Source organism: Affinirhizobium capsici (assembly GCF_977018625.1).
The window spans coordinates 14,248-34,159 of sequence record NZ_CDRNXD010000003.1 but is presented as its reverse complement, the minus strand read 5'-3'; the positions used below and the strand labels follow the sequence as shown (position 1 = coordinate 34,159).

The following is a 19,912-nucleotide window of genomic DNA, read 5'->3' as shown; positions in this document are numbered from 1 at the left end:
CAACATTTTGGAGGTGCCGCACCATGAAAGCCATGTCCCTTAGCGCGCCCGGCGGTCTCGACCGGATCCAAATGGTCGAGCTCGCTCCGCCATCCGCACCTGGAAATGGTGAGATCACAATTCGCATCCATGCAAACTCTCTCAACTACCATGATCTTGAAGTGGCAGCGGCGATCAAATCGGCCGAGTTGGCTGAAACCGCGGATGCCCGGATACTGCTAGGTGATGCCAGCGGCATCGTGACGGCAGTCGGTCCGGGTGTCCAAGAATTCTCGCCGGGAGATATTGTTGTCTCATGCATATTCCCTCAGTGGCAGGATGGGCCGCCACAAGTCAGCGACTTTTCCCAGACACCCGGTGATGGGGTCGATGGTTATGCGCGCGAATACGTGACGGCTCCAGCGACTGCCTTTACACACGCGCCCAAAGGCTTCACTCCGGCAGAGGCGGCCACGTTGACTTCTGCCGCCGTCACCGTATGGCGCGCCTTGATGGTTAATGGCCGGCTGAAGGCCGGCGATCGTGTTCTGGTTCAAGGTAGCGGTGGCGTTTCCATTTTCGCACTTCAGATTGCCAGAGCTGCCGGTGCAAAAGTTATCGCGACGTCTTCTTCGGATGACAAGCTCGAGCGGATGAGGGCGCTTGGGGCGGCCCACACGATCAATTACCGGGCCAACCCCAACTGGGGAAAACAAGCCTTCGAATGGTCGGATAATCGAGGGGTGGACCACGTTGTTGACGTCGGGGGTGGCGAGACGCTTGCAAATTCAATTGAAGCTGTACGCATCGGCGGACACATCGCCATGGTCGGCATCCTTGGCGGGAAAAGCGCGACCGTCCCTGTCATCCCGATCCTGGCGAAACAAATCCTTCTGCAGGGTTGCCTTGCAGGAAGCCGGGCTGATCAGATGGCTCTTGTAGAATTCGTCGAGAAGGTGAACCTCCGCCCGATCATCGAACGGAGGTTTCCGCTTGCATCTTTGGCTGACGCGTTCGCCTATCAGAAGGCTGGTAGTCATTTCGGCAAGATCGTCATTGAGATCTGAGATCGAGGCGCGCAGTCCGCAACGGTATGATGGGCTAGGCGTTCACGGCCCCGAACTCTGCGATAAACCGAAGGGACCGGCACCTATCAGGCATCTGCTGTTGATCCCAACCGGTCATTGGCTCGGCTTTCAGATCTGCCAAACCATTGCGACGCAGCCTCGAGAAACTCCTGCTGGTCTATAGGCGCCTTGCCGACCCAGGCGACAACGCCGTCAGGTCTTATGAGTATCGCCTCCAAGCCCAATGGGTTTTCGAGTTCGCTCGCTATATAGGTGATCCGCGGGGAGAACTGCCGCGAGAGTTCCTGCAGAGGCGATCCCGCTGCAAAACTCAGCAACAATCCTTGGCCCTTTTTGAGATGTTCGCCAAGCCTCGATCCGTCAGCAAGCTTGAAATCCGGTGTAATGCGGCCGACCAGCGGATGGGTTCCCCCCAGATCGTAGCGAAGGGAGATCCCCCATACGCGTTCGGCAAAATAGGTTGCGCCATCAGGCAGGTCGATGAGATCACGGAAGATGGCCTCGAGAGCGCGTGAGCTTCGGCTGGGGCGCATGATCGCCACCTGAGCCCGCGACCAATCCAGAACCTGGGCTCCAACCGGATGCCTCTCGATGGTGTAGCTATCCAGTAGACCGCGCGGCGCGTCGCCGCGAATTTCCGCGGCCAGTTTCCAACCCAGATTCATTGCGTCTCCAAGCCCGAGGTTAAGCCCCTGACCGCCCAAAGGCGAATGGATGTGTGCCGCGTCACCGGCAAGCAGCACTCTTCCCTTGCGATACGTGGTCGACTGGAATGCGCGGTCCGTCCATGTTGTCGCGAGCCTGAGCGTCGTCAAGGTGACATCGGTGCCTGAGATATAACGTAGCACCTTTTGCACATGATCACGTGTAAGAGGCTGCTTGCGATGGCACGCGCCTCCGTCGAAATCGACCATAGCTACAGTACCAGGCTTTTGGTAGGTAAACATGCCGGTGGGAGTGTAATGGCGGCCCGTCGGAAGCCGGTCCGGATCTTCCATCTCAACCTGGACGGAATAGCCGGTGAATTCGGGATCGGTCCCGACGAATTCAAAGCCTGCGACCTTGCGCACGGTACTGCGCCCACCATCGCAACCGACAAGCCAAAGCGCTCTAAAGATTTCACCACCGGCGCGAACAGTCACTTCCGTGCTCGACTGCTCAAAATCCTGGATACAGACGCCGCGCCTTATCTCAACGCCCATTGCGACTGCGCGAGCGGCCAGCACGGATTCGATATGCCACATTGTGCTTGCCATGTTGGTGGCAGCTGGAGTTGGCAAGCGATACTCCCACCGCCCCGTATCGATCTTGTCATGGAAGAACTGGATGCCCGCAAAATGCCCGCCCGGGCGACGTGCCTGATGCATCCAGTGTGCAGCAGTAGAAGCTCCGCCATCACGCGATGGCATTTCGGCACAGAGCGGCGCGCTGATCTCGTCGAGCATCCCGCGTCGATAGAAGGCCTCAATGGTTGAAGAGGAAAGACCGCGCATGCCGAACGGGAGTTGCTTTAATGGCGAGTTCGGGTCTTCCGCTCTTTCCAGTACAAGGACCGACGCTCCTGCCAGCCGAAGCTCGCATGCGAGAAACAGCCCGACAGGGCCTGCACCGGCAATCACCACGTCATAAGTTGAATGAAGACTATCCATAAACTGCTCCTGATGGTCGTTCGACCGGAGCGGTTCATCATTTTGAGAACCACACGGACGAACAATGGGACGCCATACAGCGTCCAATGCTCGTCGTGGGACTCATGCTTTACGCAAGGACAGAGCTTCCGTTTCCGAAAGGATTTGGGCTAGACCACACCAAATCTGCCTTTTTCGACACTCGCATTATAGCTCTCAAGGAAATGCCCCGCAATGGCACTCAATGTTGATCATGGCACATTGCCGCAACCAATGTGGTCGCGGCGTTGTGCGGTGGCCAAGGCGAGGCCGCCAGTGCCAGCACCGACATCGACGATCGAGTGACCCTCCACCGGGGACAACTGATCCAGTAACCGCAGCGCGAAAGGTTGTGTGGTGCGCTCTCCCATACGCTCGTACAGATCAATTGCATCCTGAGGATTGCTGTTCATTTCCGATGCCGCCTTAAGGTTTCTAACGCCGCGGAAGAGAGCGCCTGTAGTCAGAGCCTTGAAGTTCCAGAGCGAAAGTTTTTCGAGGGAGAAAAAGATAGAAATTTTTAGCGTTCCCCGTGCCATGACACGTCGATGCCGTCGCCGTTGAGGGGCTGCTTCGCTGCCTTCTGCCGCTATTCGAGCACCCTTAACGCATTGGTCGGAGGTCGTTCAGGAATTTCACGAGCATATCGTTGAAACGAGCCGGCGCCTCGAGTTGCGGCCAGTGACCGACATTTTTCAGCTGCTCAAAGCCCAGCAATCCGGGAAGCCCTTTTGTCAGGGTGTTCGCATCGGGCCGCGTTAGCATATTCAATCCATCTCGCTCCCCGGTCAGGAAAAAGCTCGGTTGCCGGATCCTCGCGCCAGCATAAAGCCGGCTTGCTCGCGTCCAGAAGGGGTCGAGCGCCCGGTAGTAGTTTAGCGCTCCGTGGAAGCCCGTTTGGTTGAAGATCGAAATCTGGTCCGCGATGTATTCCGGATCGATGGTGGTCGGCTGCTTTGGATCCGGCCTCAGCAATCCTTTGTCAGGATTGAAGGGATCCCATCGTTCGCTTTCAGGGGGCTCCCCTGAACTCCAGTAGTAATTCGACGGGATGCTGGCACTGGCGTCAGCCCAGGCGATATTCGCCTCGGGCTTCATTTGGCCGAACATGTAGAAGTCGGATTTTCCCTGGCCCCGAAGCCGGTCGAGAAAGCTTGGGCCTCCCGGTTGCAGATAGGGGACGCTCACACAGAAAACGGCGCTTATTCTGTCCGGTCGCATCATGGCAGCATTCCAGGCGACGGTTGCCCCGAAATCATGCCCAACTAAAACCGCTTGATCTGCTTCGAAGTGGTCTAGGATACCGATGACGTCACCTACAGTTTCAAACGGGGTGTAGAGGAGGTGGTCATCAGGCATGTCGCTTTCCCCGTAACCTCGCATATCAAAAGCAACAGCGCGGTAGCCATCATCAGCAGCTGCCTGCATGGCCGAACGCCAGCAGAGCCAGGTCGCCGGGAAACCGTGGCAAAAGAGGATCAGAGGGCCATTTCCTTGCTCCACGACGTGCAACTTGATCCCTCTCGCATCAACATGATGGTGTACCGGTTTCATTCAGATGTCCTCTTTCAAAGTTGCTCGAGCCCGTGGCGTCTGGATCACGACCGCTCGCGTATCGTCCTGAAGCTGGCGCGAAGCTCGTCTGCGAACAACTCGGGTCGCTCCCACGCAGGAAAGTGGCCACCTTCGTCAAGCTCGTTATAATATGACAGGGTCGGATAACGTTCCGCGACCCAGCGGCGACTGGTCTCATGGATATCAAGCGGGAACTGGCTATAGCCGACCGGTACCTTGATCTGATGCTCCTTGAAACTTCTCATGCTGTTCCAGTAGATGCGCGCAGACGACGCTGCGGTTCCGGTCAGCCAGTACAGTGTGATATTATCCAGCAGCGCATCGCGGCCGATCAATTCTTCCGCATCTCCATCGACGTATTTCTGGACCAGTTCGTAAATCCAGGCGGCTTGACCCACGGGAGAATCGGTAAGGGCATAACCGATCGTCTGCGGGCTCTGGATCTGTTCGGTCATGTAGCCGTTTTCGTTGCTCGTGAAAGCATCAAGGCGGTCAAGCGCCTTGCGCTCCTTCGCGTCCCGCGCTTCCATTTCCTCGACGATCGGAAACATGTTGAAGTGAACCGCGCGTACCGCCGGCAAACCAATGCCGCCCAGAGCGTTCGTGATCGCATATCCCCAGTCACCACCCTGAGCAACGAAACTGTCGTAACCAAGCCGGTGCATCAATTCGACCCAGATTGTCGCTACCCGTTCGGGAGACCAATCAGGCTGGATGAGCTTTTGGGATAAGCCAAAATTTGGAAGCGACGGCAACACGACATGGAACGCCTCCCTTGGGTCACCTCCGAGTGCGCGCGGGTTCGAGAGGAGTCGAGCCGTATCCAAAAATTCTATCACAGAACCTGGCCAGCCGTGCGTCAACACCAATGGTAATGCGTCGGGCTCGGGCGACTGAACGTGGAGGAAATGGATATCAAGATCGTCAATGCGCGTAACGGAGGGGTTGAAGCCATTCAGACGGGCTTCGCAGCGTCGCCAGTCGTAGTCGCTGGCCCAGTAATCAACCAGCGCCTGCATTCGCGCGAGCGGCACGCCCTGCGACCAGTCAGAGACGGTTTCCTTATCCGGCCACCGGGTTCTGGAAAGCCTCTCACGAAGATCGGTGAGGGCGGCCTCCGGAAAATTGTAAGGCTGTGATTGGATACCCTCGCTCATGATGCCTCCTTTTCAGTAAGACCAATATCGATGCTATGGTGCTTGCTCTCCAACGACGGCTGGTCGATGAGCGCGACGATTTCAGGATAGCCGTAGAGCACCGCCAGATCGCGGGGCGTCATTCCCGAATGGGATTTAAGATCTGTACGCGCACCAGCCGCGATAAGCGCACGGGCAACCTCTGTGTAGCCGTGCCAAACGGCGTCATGCAAAGCACTAAACCCGTTATAGGCGCCCTGCACGTTGATCTCCGGTGCGCAGGCTCGGTCCTTGGTTGGGCTTGCCAGCAGCCGTACGATGTCGGCATGACCAAAGTAGGTTGCATCATGAAGCGCCATCCCGCCCATCAGACCGATTACCCGCTCTGGGCGAGCACCGGCACTAAGCAGCAGGCGAACAATCTCGGCATGGCCTTCACGCGCAGCGATGCCAAGCGGCGTATAATTGTCATCCGCACTGCCCGAAACCGGCATTGTTTGGTCAATATCCGCTTTTGCGGCAATTTGAGCGGCGACCGCGTCCCTGTTTCCTGTGCTAACGGCCTTGATCAGCGTCAGAGATGCGATGTGCTCTGCCGTTTGGCGATCATAAGCTTCGAGGAGCCGAACAATTTCATCGAGCCCATCGTTACGGGCGATGTCGAGCGCCGACTGGCTCCAGTAATTGACAGACCCGGTCCGTGCTCCCCGAGAAAGCAGCCTTTCAACGACCTCGACATGTTTGTAGAGGACTGCGTCGATAAGGGGGCTATTTCCTAGACATGCAGTTTGCTGGTCTATGAAGGCGCCGTGGCGTAAGAGTAAGTCAACTAGATCGGGGTTGCCCGACTGGACTGCCTTGTGAAGCGCGCTTGCACCCATGCGGGGCTCCAGCGCGTGTATGTCGGCACCCGCGGTGAGCAGAATCTCTGCGATATGGAAATGCCCATGCCCCGAGGCGACCATCAAAGGCGTAAAGCCTTCCGGTCCGCGTTCGTTGACATTCGCGCCACGGCGAAGGAGGTTGACCACCTTCTCAAGATCGCCGGTCCGGACTGCGAGATCAAGCGTCATGGCGTCCTCCACGGTTACGCTCCCCAAGATCCAGGATCAGGCCCCCAACCTGGTTAAACCGGTCCAGATAGGCCTCTGGCTCAAGCAACTGATAGGGCAGGTAAAGGCCCGGCAGTGCCGAGGCTTGGCCGTCGAGTCCGAGCAGGCGCTGCAGCACCAGAGCAACACCCAGGCCGGTGAGCGGCATCTGCCCGAGCGGATGGACCATGGCGCGATGGACAAACAGCGGCGCACCCGAATGGTCCTGCCCTTCCATCTCAATGATGATCTCCGTCGAGAAAGCTTCTCCCCTGCGGCGCGATGATGTCGTTCCAATCGCAAGCTTGAATTCAAGGGCGGGCACGTCCAGTGCGGCAACAAGGCCGATGACGTCGTTGACCGAAAACGCAGTGGCTTCTGTCTCAGTCCCGTCGGCGGCCTTGAAACTTGTTTTGAGTTCATCTCCGGTCAGCCAGTGAAACCTCCCGCTTTGGCGGATGAGCGCAGACGGCATCACAGCGTTCTGCCGGTCGAAGTCGGCAAAACCGGCAGGCCCGGTCGAATCTTCTTCGTCCAGCAGCGCACCGATTGATATCCGCTCGATTTTCCCGAAGGCCTTAGCAAAATTCAGGATCGGCATCGTCGTCGCACCAACGAGCCATTCCGTCCCAAGGACGACCGGTGAGGTGCTTGGGCGCTGAGTAAAGTACGCAATCTCAGGCCCTATCTCAAACAGAGCTCGCGAGATGCTGATGTGGGGCACGGACCGCGACTGGGCAAACCGGACAGTCGCCAGCCGGTCTTCCGTGAAGAACACAGCAACGGCACTTAACTGTCGGTCTCCGAGACCAAGGTCGCTCGCGGTCAAATCTATTGCGACTGCTTCGGCCGATCCAAGTTCTCGCGCGAACTCTTCCGCCTTTTCAAGGTTTCGTCCACTGATCAGAAACCGGATCTGGGGGTGTTCCTCCCGCAGCAGCCTTGCTGTCCAACGGCCGACCTTTCCTGTTCCTCCGACCAGAAGAATGGGGGGTGGTGACATATCCGCAACCTCCTCATGGCAGTTCAGTTTGTACGGTGAGAACGAAGTTACTAGTAGTAAGTTCCAGTGCCGGTGTTGCCAAGGCACTCGCGCGTCACCTCCTCAAAACAGTTGGACGAAGTGCGACGGTCTAGAGGCCTCCTTGTGGGCCGATCGCCTATTCACGCGTGATGACAAGTTCCACGAGGTTGGGTGAGCCGGAATGAATCCCTGCTCTAACGGCTTCTTCAATCTCTTCAACGCGTGTGACTTTGCAAGCCGAGAGGCCGAAGGCCGTGGCGAGCGCATTAAAATCAATCGTCGGATCGACGAGCTCCATGCCGGGGATGGTTGAGTTTCCTTCGTGCTCGTAGCCTTGAGCGACGGAATAGCGCTTGAGAATATTATACTCGCTGTTGTTCATGATCACGAAAGTGACAGGGAGTTTCAGCTTGGCAGCGGTCCAAAGGCCCTGCGGCGTGTAGAGCGCGGACCCATCCCCGAGAAGAGCGACCACTGGCTGTGACCCCAGCCCCAGGGAAACACCGACTGCTGCAGGTAGCCCCCAGCCCAGGATCGCGCTCCGCATGAAGAAATATTTCCGCACAGCGAAGCGGGTCATGAAGCTCCGTACATGGTGCATGGTGGCCGGCGCTTCGTCGACGACCGCGATAGCGGGACCAACGGCTTTCAAAGTCGAACCTGCCGCAACAAATGGTGTAATCGACGTCTGACGGCTCTCTGACATCAGTCGGCTGTCGAGGTCTCGCAGGGCATTCACGCGGGCAGCAGCGGCGAGCTGATACAACGATCGAGCCGCTTCACGGAGCGGCGCCGCTGCTTCGATCAGCAGAGCACTAAGCGCTGCCAGCGATGGCTTAAGATATCCGACGCATCCCAAGGCCGCCGCATAGGTACGACCGATCTGTGTAGCGTCCTCGGAGAGCTGAAACAGCTTGCACCCGTGCGGAACCGCACCGCCGGGCGTATAGAGGTACGAGAGGAACGGATCCTCGCCCACCACGAAGACGGCATCATATTCCCCAAGAGCCGCTCGCATCCCGTCCGCGCTGGAGGGGAGGTTTCCGGACCATAGAGGATGATCTGTGGGGAAAGACATACTGCCCGGCCACGATGGGCCGAGCACGCGGCAACCAAGCATCTCAGCGATCTCGACGACCTGGGAAGCAGCATCGCTGACTGCAACTTCATCTCCAGACACGATCGCTAATCTTCCAACCTCGACGACCGCTAATGCTCGAGCGAGTTCTTCTAGGCCTCCCGCGGATGACCCCCTGTTAATGGCCGATCCGAGGCCCGCATCTACTCGCGTCTCAGCCGTCAATATGTCGATGGGGAGGGAAAGGAATATCGGGCCCCGCGGCGGGGTACGGCTATCTTGCAGTCCGCGCCTGATCAGGGCGGGGATCTGGTCAGGGTGTTGAACCTCGCGCGACCATTTCACTGCAGGTTCTGCCATCTTCAGCACATCGCCGTAAAGAAGCGGATCCATGAAGCCATGACGAGTGTCCTGCTGACCCGCTGTCACCAGCATGGGAGTCTTTGCGATCGCAGAGTGTTTTAGCGCGCCCATTGCGTGTCCAAGGCCGCCCACGGTGTGAAGATTGACGAAAGCGGTCTCCCCGCTTGCCTTTGCAAATCCATCTGCCATAGCAACGACGGCAGCTTCTTGCAGTCCGAGAACATAGCGCAGATCAGGGTGCCGGCGCAGGGAGTGCATGATCGGCATCTCTGTCGTGCCAGGATTGCCGAAGATGTATCGGACGCCTTCCCTTTCCAAAACCTCCAGCAGCAGATCTGATCCAAATTTCATAGCAATTCCAAACATTGTGGGTCATCAGTCTGGCACCCCAAAACCTGCCAATTTGCGCCACACAATGATGACGCTGTAGGTGGAGGTCTTGTAGATTCTTGCACATTCATCCGACGCCTCTCTGTCTCACTGCGCGCTTGTTGATCATTGCGGCTGCAGCAACACCGACGCAATTGAACTAATTCAAGAGAGTCTGAGCATTTTTGGACGAGCGGCGATTGATTGTGGCTATGTAATTTTGGTGGAATGGTTCGTCACACCTTTCCCGCCGAGCGTCACACGAGGTTGTAGAAATTGCCGAAGAAAATGCCAAAGAGCGATCGCCGCACTCAGTTGCTAGAGATCGCACATCTGATTGTACGAGAGGATGGCACCGACGCTCTCACGCTAGCAACCCTGGCTGACCGGGCAGGGGTGACCAAGCCCGTTGCCTATAATCACTTCGGCACGCGAGCCGGACTGATGATCGCGCTATATAAGGAAATCATGGATCAGCAGGTCCGGGCGCTGGCCCAAGCGCTAGAAGATACGCCGGCCAGTCTTCGCGATGTCGCTGAGGTTCTGGCGGAAGCATACATGTTATGCCACGAAACCATCGGGCCTGAGTGGCACGCCATCGGCGGAGCGTTGAGGGGCGATGCTCAGATGGACGCAGTCCAGCGGGAGATGATCGATGGGCATGTCGAATTCTTTGCGGCAGCGCTTGCACCTTACTCGAAATTGCCTCCTGAGGCAGTTCGTCGGCGCTGCCTGGGTATTATCGGCGCCGGGGAAGCCTTATCGGACGCTCTCGTTCGCAACCGGGTCCGGAAGGATGAGGCCATCCAGGACTTCCTCACGTTGATTTTATGTTGGATCGGGGCATAGCCTAGCTCACAATAAGGTCGGGCCGAATCCCCAGGTCAAGACGGTCGCTGTGCCTACGCTTCCGCTGGCGCATCGCAGGAGCCGACGCTTTCATTCTCATTTCAGAAAAGGTTGCGATTTAGGCCACCTCGGTCAAAGCGCGAGCAGTAGCGTTGCCCGCCCTGGATCATGCGGTGCGGTGTACCACGCTATTCTGAAACCAGGCGGTTTGGGGGACGTGGCGCCGCAGCGACCGGTTTTAGAAAATATATGATGATGGGGTTCTGAAGAAAAAACATGCGTTCACGCGCTGCACGGCTCGGAATTTTCCTCGCACGCCCTCGCGACGGTCAGGAATTCGTGGTGCTGTCATACCTTGTGATGGCGATTAGCGGGCTGTCAAATGAGGATGCGGCACGCCGCCTACCGATGATCGTCAGCCGGCCCATCGATTTCGCTAGATTTGAGCAGCTCGATCTATCCATAATGCCCGGCGGGCATCACCTGCTTCGTCCATCCAAGGCGCAACGGGCGTGGTGCCTGAACTTGGGGACATCGCAAACGCGGAGCTCGATCCTTCACCGAGACTGCTCCATGTCGGAGCGACAGACGTGCCGGAAACTAAAGAGCGGGCCGGCAGGAAGGCGCATACAAAACTCGTGCTCACTGATATCTGGATATCGCGATCGAGGCGGCCCATGACCAGAGAGCACAAGGAAGCAGTTGCGCGTCCAAGCCACGCAACTGCTTCCGATGCTAATTCGTCCATGAGGCAAACGCTTACGCGCTTTGGCCGGCGGCCTTAAGGACAAGATCAGCTACCTCGCGAGGGTGGGAGATCAAAGACAAGTGGCTTGCTGCGAGCTCGATCGTTTTAGCGCCCATACGCTTGGCCAGGTATCGCTGCAGATCAGGATTTATCGTTCGGTCCTCACTCGATACGGCATAGAAACTCGGTTTCGAACGCCATGCGGCTTCCGTGACCTTTCCTGCCAGTAAGGGCTTTTGAAAGGGATACTGCGTGGCGAACAGCACCCTGGCTCTTGCTTCCGGAACATCGCCAGCGAAATCACGCAAAAACGCCTCTTCGCTGAGCCTGCCTTCCTCCCCGTCATAAACAATACCGGCACTCGCGGGAGGCGTGGGATAAGACTTTGCGAGGGCCGCGAAGTCTTCATTGGCATCAGGCGCACGAGCCGCGATATAGACCAGTGCCGAGACATTTTGATGCATACCTGCTTGCGTGACAAGCATCCCACCGAAGGAGTGGCCTACCAACACGGTAGGTCCATCTTGGCGAGCAAGCACACGTTCCGCCGCGGCTACTGATTCAGGAAGCGTCGTCAAGGGGTTCTGCACGGATGTGACCGCCAGCCCCTTTGGCTGCAACAGGGATATGACGTCGTTCCAGCAAGAGCCGTCCGCAAAGAGACCGTGGACGAAAACTATGTTGCGTGCTTTCGGTGGACGACCTAGAGCCGGGGCAGCCATCGCCTTCGCCGAAAAGATCGATGCCGCTGCTCCAGCGGCCAACGTTGAAAAAGTGCGTCGATTCATCAACATTTGCGGTCTCCTCTCTATCGACACTGATAAGCTTCATAATGTGTTTCGCTTTAACTTCTGGCGCCGTTGTCTTGATGGGTGAACGGCCTCCGCAGGGCTTAGTGTTGATTTCGATCTTCGGGTTCCCAATCAGGAGGTCCAAGTTGAAATTCTGTGAAATCGAAACCCGGAGCGACTGTGCAGCCCGCCAAGGCAAATTTCCCGAGCGGAGTGGCCGACTGCCAAACATTTCTAGGGACGATAATCTGAGGGCTTTGGAGGCGCTGTATGTCCGGTCCCAGTATCACGCTTGAGACCGCGCCCCCCTCCTGCCACGTGCTGATTTCAAGTGGGGAACCCAAATAGAAGTGCCAGACCTCAGAAGCGTTTTTCAGTCGGTGCCAATGGGACTTTTGACCTTCTTCCAAGAGGAAATAGATGGCGGTCGAGTGGACTCTCCGCGCAGCGTCGTCGTCGTCGCGGAAGGTCTCGGTATACCAGCCTCCTTCCGGATGAGGCTGCATCGAGAGCGACTCGATAATCATCTGTACGGAGGCATCCGGCCCCTCTCGCTTGGAAAAGGTCACTACGGTTCTCGACGTTGGCGCTTTCAAGGTGATACTTGGAGGACACTGCTCCCAAGGATTGGCACAAGGTTCCGATAATTAGCGTGCGATGCGCCCTGTTCCCGATCGAAAGAGATCGTCAGGATCGACCCTGCTCTTGATCGCCTTCAGACGCTCGGTCGAGCTTCCGAAAAATTGCCGCGCGCGTTCCCCTTCATCGGGGGAAAGGAGGTTTGGGTAGCCGCCGGGAAGCGCGACCGTCGCCAAAGACCCAGATACGGCTTCTGACCAAGCGCGATGACCGGACGCTTCACCGTTCGCCGCTCCGTCCCAGGCGGAAATAATCTCGATAACAAAATGCGGTGTGCGAAGGGCAAAAGCCGTCGCCGCTGGATCGATATTTGTTGCCGCTCCGTGAAAGTCATGAATGACGAGTGCCGAAAACGGTGAGGTGAAATTGAGAGCAGCCTCGATGAATATCTCGGCCACGTCTCGATCAAGCCGCTCGACCGTTTGCGTTGGCAGGCTGTAATGACGCCCCTTTGGCCAAGCTTTCTCGGCCTCCTTGTCGAAGGTCATCTTGTATGGCATCCAGCTGCTTTGGATCGTGTAAGCCGACTTATCTGCCTGCAGAGCGCTCACCAGAGCCTCTCCGATGTTGCGATCGCCGGTCCATGTCGGAGAAACGAAAAGAACCGGGTTGCCGTTCGGGCCGGTCATGAAGGCCATGAACAGGTTCAGGTCCGCAGGATGTGCATCAATGAGGTCCTGGCACAACAGTAATATGCGTTGCGCATCTTCCATCGCGTAGATGTGCATTGAAACCAGAACCTCGGGCACGTGATATAATTTGAGACGGCACGCTGTCACCACACCGAAACCGCTGCCACCACCTCTCAGAGCCCATAAAAGATCACGATCGTCCTCTTCGCTGGCGACTGCGGTCGTACCGTCTGCGAAAACGACTTCAGCACTCTCCAACGTGTCAGATGTCAAACCCAGAGTACTTGTCAGCCGGCCATAACCACCGCCGAGAACCAACCCAATCACGCCCACGGTTGAGACCGTTCCTAAAGGGGTTACAAGATGCGTTGGTAGTTTCTCGACCAGGTCGCCCGAAAGGGTTCCGCCGCCAATCGTCACGGTCTTGCGGTCGCTGTCCAATGCTATAGAGGTCAGCGATCGCAAGTCGAGGATCAAATTTTCTTTTACGAAGCCGCGTCCCGAAAGATCGTGACCACCTCCAAGGACCGACATTGGCGTGCGGTGTTCTGCAGCGACCCGGACGACGGAGGACAGATGGCCCTTGTCTCGAATTTTGACGATCGCCATAGCCTGTGCGTCGATAGCGGCGTTGAAGAGCAGCCCGCTTGTGTCGAAAGTCAATTCTTCGCCGCGAGCTGCTAACTCCCGCAGTAGCGGATTCTGGTTGGTAAGCATCCTATCCTCGTTGTTCATGACGACCCGATGGCCTCTTGCCCAGCGGGCGAATCCATACGCGGCTAATCGAGAACAGGATTGTAGATTTGTGCATGTTGTTCGGCGGCCAGCCTGCTCGTAGGGAGTGCGGGAGGCGGGAGCCTGAACTTAGACCTGTGGCCAGCCATGCAATCAATTCAAACTTTACTGGGGGTTTTTATGAGCCCGCTTTTCGAGAGAGCGCATGTACGCTCGACGGTCGACGAGATGCTACGCAAGCTCGAAAACCTCGAATTCCGCATCTCGCTAAGGTGTTTCCCCTCTCGCAGCACGCGACGCTCATGTTTTTGCGGAGAAAGCGAAACCACTTGGAAGGGTCATCATGGTGCCGTGATAGCCGGCAGTCGGAGGTCCGGGTGATTGAGGGAAAGATATTCGCCGGAAGCACAGAGTTCATGACCCGATCTTCCAATGGTCGCGGCGAGGCCGTACCAACGATCTGGATCGGGTTTGACTTTGCTGATCACTTTACTAATCGAACCTTCACGGAGGTGGTTCAACGCCCTCTCCCAAACTCTCCCCACAATGTCTGATCATGGTGAGCTTCCTTTTAAACTACGCGCGCGTGGTATCCTTTTGCCCGAGAGAGAATCACCCAAGATGATTTCTCCCGAGCTTCGATAAAATGCCGGGGGTCAGTCCGTAGTTCCTACGCATCCAGCTTGACATGTGACTTTGATCGACAAATCCCGCAGCGAGAGCTGCCTCAGCGAGTGAGCATCCCGACAGGATAAGCTTCCGCGCATGTCGTAGCCTTATTCGTAGAACATACTGATGCGGACTGACTCCAACGGTGCGCCGGAACAGGCGCGGGAAGTTGAACCTGTTTTGCTTCGCTAATTCGGCGAGATCGCTAATCGTAAAGCTGCAGCCGACGTTTTCATGTACGTAGCTGTTGATGTCCGCTATGACTTGGTTAGATAGCTGCCCCCGCGGGGGAAGCCCATTGATTGGACCGCAGTACCTGCTCGCGACAAGCTCGACGAGGTCGTCTGCAATCAGTTCGCAGTCACCCTCTGTAGAACAAATGCTGAGCCAATGCGAAAATTCTTCAACAGCAGTGCCAATCGTGGCATCAAAGTCGCTTAGTCGCGGGTCGAATGACTGAACAGAAAGACCGCTCGAAGCTGCCGAAATTGCCAGGCGCTGCTTTGGGATCGAGACGATAATCAGTTCAGCGGGGCCCCCGAATCTCCCTTGAAATTCCACGCCTTCGGGGATGACAGTAATATTTCCACAATGTGCAACGTGATTAAGCGTCTCGCGGCCGACAAGGCAGTCGACGGGCACCGCATTGTGTCTGTTAAGCATTATCAGGTTCTGCTCACTATGCCCTGTTACGTCGGCTCCGCTTCTAACCTGCATTTTGAACGCGGTTACGTTGTCTTTACCCGTCGCGACAGCTGTCCTGTCAACGTCAATCAGCGCACGATCTGCGTCTCGCAGCCCAAGAGATGAAGCTGGCAATAGCGCCTCCAGTACTCGCACAGCGAGCGTTGGTCATCAAAGTACAGTCTCGGAAACCTTGATCACCAGTAATCCAAACAACTTGAACTCCAGGTCGCGTCAGCCCCAGTTTGATGGCAGCGACGGCCGGGCTCGGTTGTTCAAATGGTCGTGGGGGCCAGGTTACCGATGCAATCAACGCGAGGCACCGTCATCGCCAACGACACTACCGGTGAAGACGACGGGGCAAAATCTTCTAAAGGTTTTCATCGAGGAAGCCCCGCATGATCTGGGCAATCTCAAACGCATGGGTTTCGAGGGCAAAGTGGCCGGTATCGAGGAGGTGCACATGCGCATCAGGGAGATCCCTCTTATAGGCTTCTGCCCCTGCCGGGATGAACGCTGGATCATGACGACCCCAGACCGCCAGGAGGGGAGGCTGGTATGTGCGGAAGTAATTCTGGAAGTCCGGATAGCGCTCAAGGTTCGTTCTATAATCTAGAATGAGATCGAGCTGGATTTCCTCTGCATCGGGGCGACGCATCAGGGCTATGTCGAGCATGTATCCGTCCGGTCCAAGCCGTTTAGGATCAGCCCCTGTCCGATACTGCCAGTTTTCGATCACCTCTGGAGAAAGAGAGGCCCGGCAGGCTTCTCTGGTTTCCGGATTTGGGTCGCGCCAATAGGCTTCCCAAGGCCCCCACTCGTCGCTGAAACCATCGAGATAGGCATTACCGTTTTGGCTGATGATCGCCGTGACGCGCTCCGGATGCGCGAGGGCAAGGCGGAACCCAATCGGCGCTCCGTAGTCGAAAACGTAAAGAGCATAACGTTCCAGACCCAGCGCTTCAGTAAAGCCTTCCATGACCTTCGCGAGATTGTCGAATGTGTAATCAAATTTTCCGCGCTCGGGTGCATTCGTGTATCCGAAGCCTGGGAGGTCCGGCGCAATCACGCGGTACCGGTTGGCAAGGAGCGGGATAAGATCACGGAACATGTGGCCGGATGAAGGAAAGCCATGCAGAAGCAGGAGAACCGGAGCCGACCGTGCTCCGGCTTCGCGATAGAAGACCTCCACATCACCAACTTGCTGGCGCTTGTAGCTCACAGTCATTTGCTACTCCCCTGTGTCAATGTCTCCGGCACATCGCCGGAACCGACAGCAAAATACTACCGATCGGTCGTTTGTAAAGAGGGGGCGGATATATTATGTTTAGGAACGTAAGTTGAGAAGGCTTGAGCCATGAAAGTTACGAGAGACGAAATTGTAGCGGCAGCGCGCGAACTGTTCCGAGAAAAAGGATATGCCGGTGCTTCGATGCAGGACCTCGCCGACCGGATAGGCCTGAAGAAGGCGTCGCTATACATGCGATTTTCGAACAAGGAAGCCCTGGTCCCCGAGGTGCTTGACGCTCTGCTGTACGAGACGCTCAGCCAAGCAGAAAGCTGCGCCGGTGGCGACCCGTGGCAGCTCACCTATGAGAAGGCACTCACGGCTATCGCGGGTGACCTGGCGGAGCGAAAGCGATGCGTCGGTCTTCACCTTGCTTATGGCGTCAGCGACGAAACCCCCGCCGCAAAAGAAGCCGTCCGAAACTTCTTTCAGAAGCTTCGGGAGCAACTAGTCTCTATTTTATTATCCGCCATGCCTTCAGACCGTGCTCAGCTTGTTGCGGGTGACGCACTCGCCCGAATTGAAGGCGCGACCCTTCTTGTTGCGGTCTTTGGCGAAAAAGATGCGATGGTGCGGGCGGTGCAGGCGTGCAGCCGGGATGCTGATGCTGCCGTACATAAACACTAGCAAGACTAGCCTCACCGATGCCAAGACAATAGCGGCAGACGGCCCGAGCCGAAAATCCGATAACGGTTGAGGCCGGCAAATCCTTGTAATGAGAAGATAAGGCCGAAATGATCTGTCGCTTCGGCTTCATCGCGGTGGCTGTACGGAGTGGTGACCTGCCGCCAAAGAGTATGGGCGCCGGCTAGGCTGCATCTACAGATACCGGCGGCCCCTCCGGTACGGGTTCAGGGGCGTCGCTAGGCTTGCCGTCTTCGTTTTGCAAACCGAGTTGTAGGAGGATAATCTCTTTGATTTGGTCTTCGATCGCTTCACGATGCTTTTGGTCCATCGCGGCGAGCTTGTCTTCATTTAGCTTCCGATCCTTTAAGAAGAAATAGCGGATACGCTCTGCCGGCGTCATGTTAGAGACTTTCAATAGCTCGTCGGCCGTATCTGATTTCTCCTCGGCCTTGAGAGCGGTGCGACTATGCTTTTGATACGGAACCACGCCATTGCTTTCCATCGACCACAGAGCATCCGCAAGTTTCGAACCAGGCCTAGGAGTGAAGGAGACAGAGGGGAGATTTCCGCCAATGTTTCGTTTCTGAATCGCCTGGGCTGCATCTTTGTTTGGCATGCGAGCGTTTGGCTGTAGAACCAGCGCGGAATTTCTACAGTTACCTGCAACAGGCACTAATGGACCTCTTCTCGTTGTACCTCTCGGTGGCCATTGCACATGGAGCTTGCTTGGGCTGACCCTTCGTCGCTCATCGGCACGCCTCGCGTCACGGATACGCTGCGCGTCTCGCCTGTTGAACTGCGGCACAGCGGCAGCATGATTCCGAAAAATGGAAACGCATAAAGGTCGGCGGCATAGCCTGAAAAATTTAACGTAGCCCGGTCCACAGCGACGAGTAGGAACTGGCAGGTCCTCAACTCGGCTCAGCTGGGTCGGCGTTGAGCGCGCCCCAGTGTCGTCTCATCCACTGGGCGATGCCCTCGAGCGAACCGATTAATTCTTTCGCGATTGGCGTCGCCTCATACTCCACATGAAGAGGGGTGACAGGATACACTGTTCGCGTGACTAAGCCACGGGCCTCGAGCAACCTTAGTTGCTTCGTGAGTTCTTTTTGGGTGATTGGCGTGGCTCTGCGTTGCAGATCCCTAAACCTAACCGGTCCATCAGAGATGATAAGACGGTAGAGAATCGGGATCGCCCACTTTCCCGAGATCGTGGTGACGAAGGCCGACAACGGGCAACCTAAGATGTCTTCGTTCTGCTTTTCCATGAGCTTACCCACATTTTTGAATGGTATGAAAAAGGTGCCTACTTCCCTTTTGATACCGCATTTAATACGTGGAGTCACCACGATTTCGGAGATCAGATATGGGCAAACCGCTTTCAGACCAAGCCTTGGACCAGCTGTTCAAGAGCGCGCGAAGCTTCAATCGGTACACGGAGCAACCGGTTACAATGGAGACGCTGCAAGCCTTGTACGACCTCTACAAATGGGGGCCTACATCTACAAATCAGCAACCTCAGCGTGTCGTATGGTGTACTACCGACGAAGCAAAGGAGCGCCTCGCCAAACTATCCTACGAAGGCAACGCCGACAAAGTCAGATTGGCGCCGGTCACCGCAATCCTCGGAATGGAAATGAACTTCATAGAAACATTACCGAAGCTCTTTCCTCACACTGACGCGCGTGGCTGGTACGGGACGGATGAACGCTTCATCGCGGATTCGGCATTAAGAAACGCTTCTCTACAAGCTGCCTATCTAATGATCGCTGCCCGCGCGCTGGGGCTCGATGTTGGGCCGCTCGGAGGCTTTGATGAAAAAGCCGTGACGGCAGAGTTTTTCCCGGCAAGTTCGGTGAAAGCCAATTTTCTTGTGACCCTTGGATATGGTGATCTGGATAGCGTTTATCCTCGCGCTCCTCGTTGGGAGTTCAATGAAGCTACTAGGTTGGCCTAAGCGATCTCGCAAGCTTCATGTCCACGCGCCAGAATCCCGCTGGTGTTTTTCTCAGCGTGAGATCCCATGAGGCTGGAGCGGTTAAGCGCCAGCCTAAGAACCTGGTTCCATAAGTACAATTATGCAACTTATAGCTGTATTTATACATCACTCAGACTACAAGGAGTTTAGCGTGACCTGTCCCACCTGACATTGGCACGGAGTATGAAAATGCAGCACTGGCTCGACAAGCTGACAGATCTTGCAGCACTTCGCGGCGACGAAACCATCCTGAAGGACGCCCTAAGCCACTTCGCCGAGCAGGCGGGGTTTGGCGGCTATGCTTATCTTTATATTCGACCGGGTCACACGGTCGCCGCGTCCAATTATCCCCAGGAATGGCGGGCTCTTTATTTCAAAAGGAAGTTCGAGGCGGTCGATCCGATAGTCAACCGTGCCAAGTCACTGAAGCAGGCCTTTGTGTGGAGCGGAGAACAGGAGCGAAAGCGCCTTTCAAAGGAAGAGCGGGAATTCTTCGATCGCGCCGCTGATTTCGGCATTCGCTCGGGAATTACCATTCCCATCAGGGCTGCGAACGGCTCGACCTCCATGTTCACGCTGGCTTCAGACACGACCGAAATCCACCTTGAGCGCGAGATCAATCCGGTCGCAGCGGCGGCGGCCGTTGGCCAACTCCACACCCGGATGTCGTTGCTCCCGCTGACGCCGACCGATCAATACCCGGACTACCTCGACCCAAAAGAGGCTGCCTATCTGAACTGGATCTCGGTCGGCAAGACGATGGAAGAAGCTGCCGATCTCGAAGGCGTCAAATACAATTCGGTGAAAAGCAAGCTTGAAGAGGCTAGGAAGCGCTTCCAGATCCATACAATGCCGCACCTGGTGGCGCTGGCCATCCGGGCCGGGCTGATCTGACCGCGTAC

Annotated in this window: 19 protein-coding genes; 5 read left to right on the top strand and 14 right to left on the bottom strand. The window is 56.5% G+C overall.

The genetic code is table 11. The features are described from left to right. The first annotated feature begins 23 nt into the window (after positions 1–23). A complete protein-coding gene (locus AC0JZ1_RS02815) occupies positions 24–1,046 on the top strand; it encodes a zinc-dependent alcohol dehydrogenase family protein (protein ID WP_471880940.1) in 1,023 nt (340 codons plus the stop codon). Between the two features lie 86 nt (positions 1,047–1,132). Here AC0JZ1_RS02815 and AC0JZ1_RS02810 read toward each other — a convergent pair whose 3' ends face one another. The 7 genes from AC0JZ1_RS02810 to AC0JZ1_RS02780 form a co-directional block, all read right to left on the bottom strand. Then, positions 1,133–2,716 (bottom strand): FAD-dependent oxidoreductase, encoded by a 1,584-nt coding sequence (locus AC0JZ1_RS02810; RefSeq protein WP_471880939.1) that lies wholly within the window; start codon positions 2,714–2,716, stop codon positions 1,133–1,135. A 230-nt stretch (positions 2,717–2,946) separates the two neighbouring features. Beyond that, a complete protein-coding gene (locus AC0JZ1_RS02805; RefSeq protein ID WP_471880938.1) occupies positions 2,947–3,147 on the bottom strand; it encodes a hypothetical protein in 201 nt (66 codons plus the stop codon). Between the two features lie 190 nt (positions 3,148–3,337). Beyond that, positions 3,338–4,288 (bottom strand): alpha/beta fold hydrolase, encoded by a 951-nt coding sequence (locus tag AC0JZ1_RS02800; protein WP_471880937.1) that lies wholly within the window; start codon positions 4,286–4,288, stop codon positions 3,338–3,340. A gap of 44 nt (positions 4,289–4,332) precedes the next feature. After that, positions 4,333–5,466, bottom strand: coding sequence for an epoxide hydrolase family protein (locus AC0JZ1_RS02795; protein ID WP_471880936.1), 1,134 nt, complete (start codon positions 5,464–5,466; stop codon positions 4,333–4,335). Next, a complete protein-coding gene (locus AC0JZ1_RS02790; protein WP_471880935.1) occupies positions 5,463–6,518 on the bottom strand; it encodes an ankyrin repeat domain-containing protein in 1,056 nt (351 codons plus the stop codon). The genes AC0JZ1_RS02795 and AC0JZ1_RS02790 overlap by 4 nt, the downstream gene beginning before the upstream one ends. Further along, the gene (locus AC0JZ1_RS02785) at positions 6,508–7,539 is read right to left on the bottom strand and encodes an NAD(P)-dependent oxidoreductase (RefSeq protein WP_471880934.1); all 1,032 of its coding nucleotides are present in this window, start codon (positions 7,537–7,539) and stop codon (positions 6,508–6,510) included. Before AC0JZ1_RS02785 ends, AC0JZ1_RS02790 begins: the two co-directional genes overlap by 11 nt. A 157-nt stretch (positions 7,540–7,696) precedes the next feature. Beyond that, positions 7,697–9,352, bottom strand: a complete 1,656-nt coding sequence (locus tag AC0JZ1_RS02780) for a thiamine pyrophosphate-dependent enzyme (RefSeq protein ID WP_471880933.1) — start codon at positions 9,350–9,352, stop codon at positions 7,697–7,699. A 306-nt stretch (positions 9,353–9,658) separates the two neighbouring features. Between AC0JZ1_RS02780 and AC0JZ1_RS02775 the strand changes: the two genes are divergently transcribed. Continuing rightward, positions 9,659–10,219, top strand: a complete 561-nt coding sequence (locus tag AC0JZ1_RS02775) for a TetR/AcrR family transcriptional regulator (protein WP_471880932.1) — start codon at positions 9,659–9,661, stop codon at positions 10,217–10,219. Positions 10,220–10,978: 759 nt separating this feature from the next. Here AC0JZ1_RS02775 and AC0JZ1_RS02770 read toward each other — a convergent pair. The 5 genes from AC0JZ1_RS02770 to AC0JZ1_RS02750 form a co-directional block, all read right to left on the bottom strand. Beyond that, positions 10,979–11,761, bottom strand: a complete 783-nt coding sequence (locus AC0JZ1_RS02770; protein WP_471880931.1) for an alpha/beta fold hydrolase — start codon at positions 11,759–11,761, stop codon at positions 10,979–10,981. 98 nt (positions 11,762–11,859) lie between these two features. After that, on the bottom strand, positions 11,860–12,285 hold the full coding sequence (locus AC0JZ1_RS02765) for a cupin domain-containing protein (RefSeq protein ID WP_471881041.1): 426 nt from the start codon (positions 12,283–12,285) through the stop codon (positions 11,860–11,862). A gap of 120 nt (positions 12,286–12,405) precedes the next feature. Continuing rightward, entirely contained in the window at positions 12,406–13,746 is a 1,341-nt protein-coding gene (locus AC0JZ1_RS02760; RefSeq protein WP_471880930.1) for an FAD-binding oxidoreductase, read from the bottom strand. 630 nt (positions 13,747–14,376) lie between these two features. Continuing rightward, positions 14,377–15,252 carry a helix-turn-helix transcriptional regulator gene (locus AC0JZ1_RS02755; protein ID WP_471880929.1) on the bottom strand — a complete coding sequence of 292 codons (876 nt, stop codon included), beginning with the start codon at positions 15,250–15,252 and terminating at the stop codon, positions 14,377–14,379. Between the two features lie 235 nt (positions 15,253–15,487). Next, positions 15,488–16,345, bottom strand: a complete 858-nt coding sequence (locus tag AC0JZ1_RS02750) for an alpha/beta fold hydrolase (RefSeq protein ID WP_471880928.1) — start codon at positions 16,343–16,345, stop codon at positions 15,488–15,490. A 129-nt stretch (positions 16,346–16,474) separates the two neighbouring features. Between AC0JZ1_RS02750 and AC0JZ1_RS02745 the strand changes: the two genes are divergently transcribed. Next, positions 16,475–17,032 (top strand): TetR/AcrR family transcriptional regulator, encoded by a 558-nt coding sequence (locus tag AC0JZ1_RS02745; protein ID WP_471880927.1) that lies wholly within the window; start codon positions 16,475–16,477, stop codon positions 17,030–17,032. Between the two features lie 181 nt (positions 17,033–17,213). On the opposite strand, the gene AC0JZ1_RS02740 is transcribed toward AC0JZ1_RS02745, so the two are convergent. Continuing rightward, positions 17,214–17,648: a hypothetical protein gene (locus tag AC0JZ1_RS02740; protein WP_471880926.1), complete on the bottom strand. Its 435-nt coding sequence runs from the start codon at positions 17,646–17,648 to the stop codon at positions 17,214–17,216. A 295-nt stretch (positions 17,649–17,943) separates the two neighbouring features. Next, a complete protein-coding gene (locus tag AC0JZ1_RS02735) occupies positions 17,944–18,300 on the bottom strand; it encodes a winged helix-turn-helix transcriptional regulator (RefSeq protein WP_471880925.1) in 357 nt (118 codons plus the stop codon). Between the two features lie 98 nt (positions 18,301–18,398). On the opposite strand from AC0JZ1_RS02735, the gene AC0JZ1_RS02730 reads away from it, so the two are divergent. Together AC0JZ1_RS02730 and traR are read left to right on the top strand one after the other, a co-directional pair. Continuing rightward, on the top strand, positions 18,399–18,989 hold the full coding sequence (locus AC0JZ1_RS02730; protein WP_471880924.1) for a malonic semialdehyde reductase: 591 nt from the start codon (positions 18,399–18,401) through the stop codon (positions 18,987–18,989). 210 nt (positions 18,990–19,199) lie between these two features. Next, positions 19,200–19,904 (top strand): autoinducer-binding transcriptional regulator TraR, encoded by a 705-nt coding sequence (gene traR / locus AC0JZ1_RS02725; RefSeq protein WP_471880923.1) that lies wholly within the window; start codon positions 19,200–19,202, stop codon positions 19,902–19,904. Positions 19,905–19,912 lie beyond the last annotated feature (8 nt).

Coding starts and splice junctions, on each gene's coding strand:
- AC0JZ1_RS02765 (WP_471881041.1), bottom strand. CDS start 12,285: ATGATTATCGAGTCGCTCTCGATGCAGCCTCATCCGGAAGGAGGCTGG.
- AC0JZ1_RS02745 (WP_471880927.1), top strand. CDS start 16,475: ATGAAAGTTACGAGAGACGAAATTGTAGCGGCAGCGCGCGAACTGTTC.
- AC0JZ1_RS02735 (WP_471880925.1), bottom strand. CDS start 18,300: ATGGAAAAGCAGAACGAAGACATCTTAGGTTGCCCGTTGTCGGCCTTC.
- AC0JZ1_RS02805 (WP_471880938.1), bottom strand. CDS start 3,147: ATGAACAGCAATCCTCAGGATGCAATTGATCTGTACGAGCGTATGGGA.
- AC0JZ1_RS02760 (WP_471880930.1), bottom strand. CDS start 13,746: ATGCTTACCAACCAGAATCCGCTACTGCGGGAGTTAGCAGCTCGCGGC.
- AC0JZ1_RS02780 (WP_471880933.1), bottom strand. CDS start 9,352: ATGAAATTTGGATCAGATCTGCTGCTGGAGGTTTTGGAAAGGGAAGGC.
- traR (WP_471880923.1), top strand. CDS start 19,200: ATGCAGCACTGGCTCGACAAGCTGACAGATCTTGCAGCACTTCGCGGC.
- AC0JZ1_RS02800 (WP_471880937.1), bottom strand. CDS start 4,288: ATGAAACCGGTACACCATCATGTTGATGCGAGAGGGATCAAGTTGCAC.
- AC0JZ1_RS02730 (WP_471880924.1), top strand. CDS start 18,399: ATGGGCAAACCGCTTTCAGACCAAGCCTTGGACCAGCTGTTCAAGAGC.
- AC0JZ1_RS02740 (WP_471880926.1), bottom strand. CDS start 17,648: ATGCCAAACAAAGATGCAGCCCAGGCGATTCAGAAACGAAACATTGGC.
- AC0JZ1_RS02775 (WP_471880932.1), top strand. CDS start 9,659: ATGCCAAAGAGCGATCGCCGCACTCAGTTGCTAGAGATCGCACATCTG.
- AC0JZ1_RS02785 (WP_471880934.1), bottom strand. CDS start 7,539: ATGTCACCACCCCCCATTCTTCTGGTCGGAGGAACAGGAAAGGTCGGC.
- AC0JZ1_RS02810 (WP_471880939.1), bottom strand. CDS start 2,716: ATGGATAGTCTTCATTCAACTTATGACGTGGTGATTGCCGGTGCAGGC.
- AC0JZ1_RS02750 (WP_471880928.1), bottom strand. CDS start 16,345: ATGACTGTGAGCTACAAGCGCCAGCAAGTTGGTGATGTGGAGGTCTTC.
- AC0JZ1_RS02815 (WP_471880940.1), top strand. CDS start 24: ATGAAAGCCATGTCCCTTAGCGCGCCCGGCGGTCTCGACCGGATCCAA.
- AC0JZ1_RS02795 (WP_471880936.1), bottom strand. CDS start 5,466: ATGAGCGAGGGTATCCAATCACAGCCTTACAATTTTCCGGAGGCCGCC.
- AC0JZ1_RS02770 (WP_471880931.1), bottom strand. CDS start 11,761: ATGTTGATGAATCGACGCACTTTTTCAACGTTGGCCGCTGGAGCAGCG.
- AC0JZ1_RS02790 (WP_471880935.1), bottom strand. CDS start 6,518: ATGACGCTTGATCTCGCAGTCCGGACCGGCGATCTTGAGAAGGTGGTC.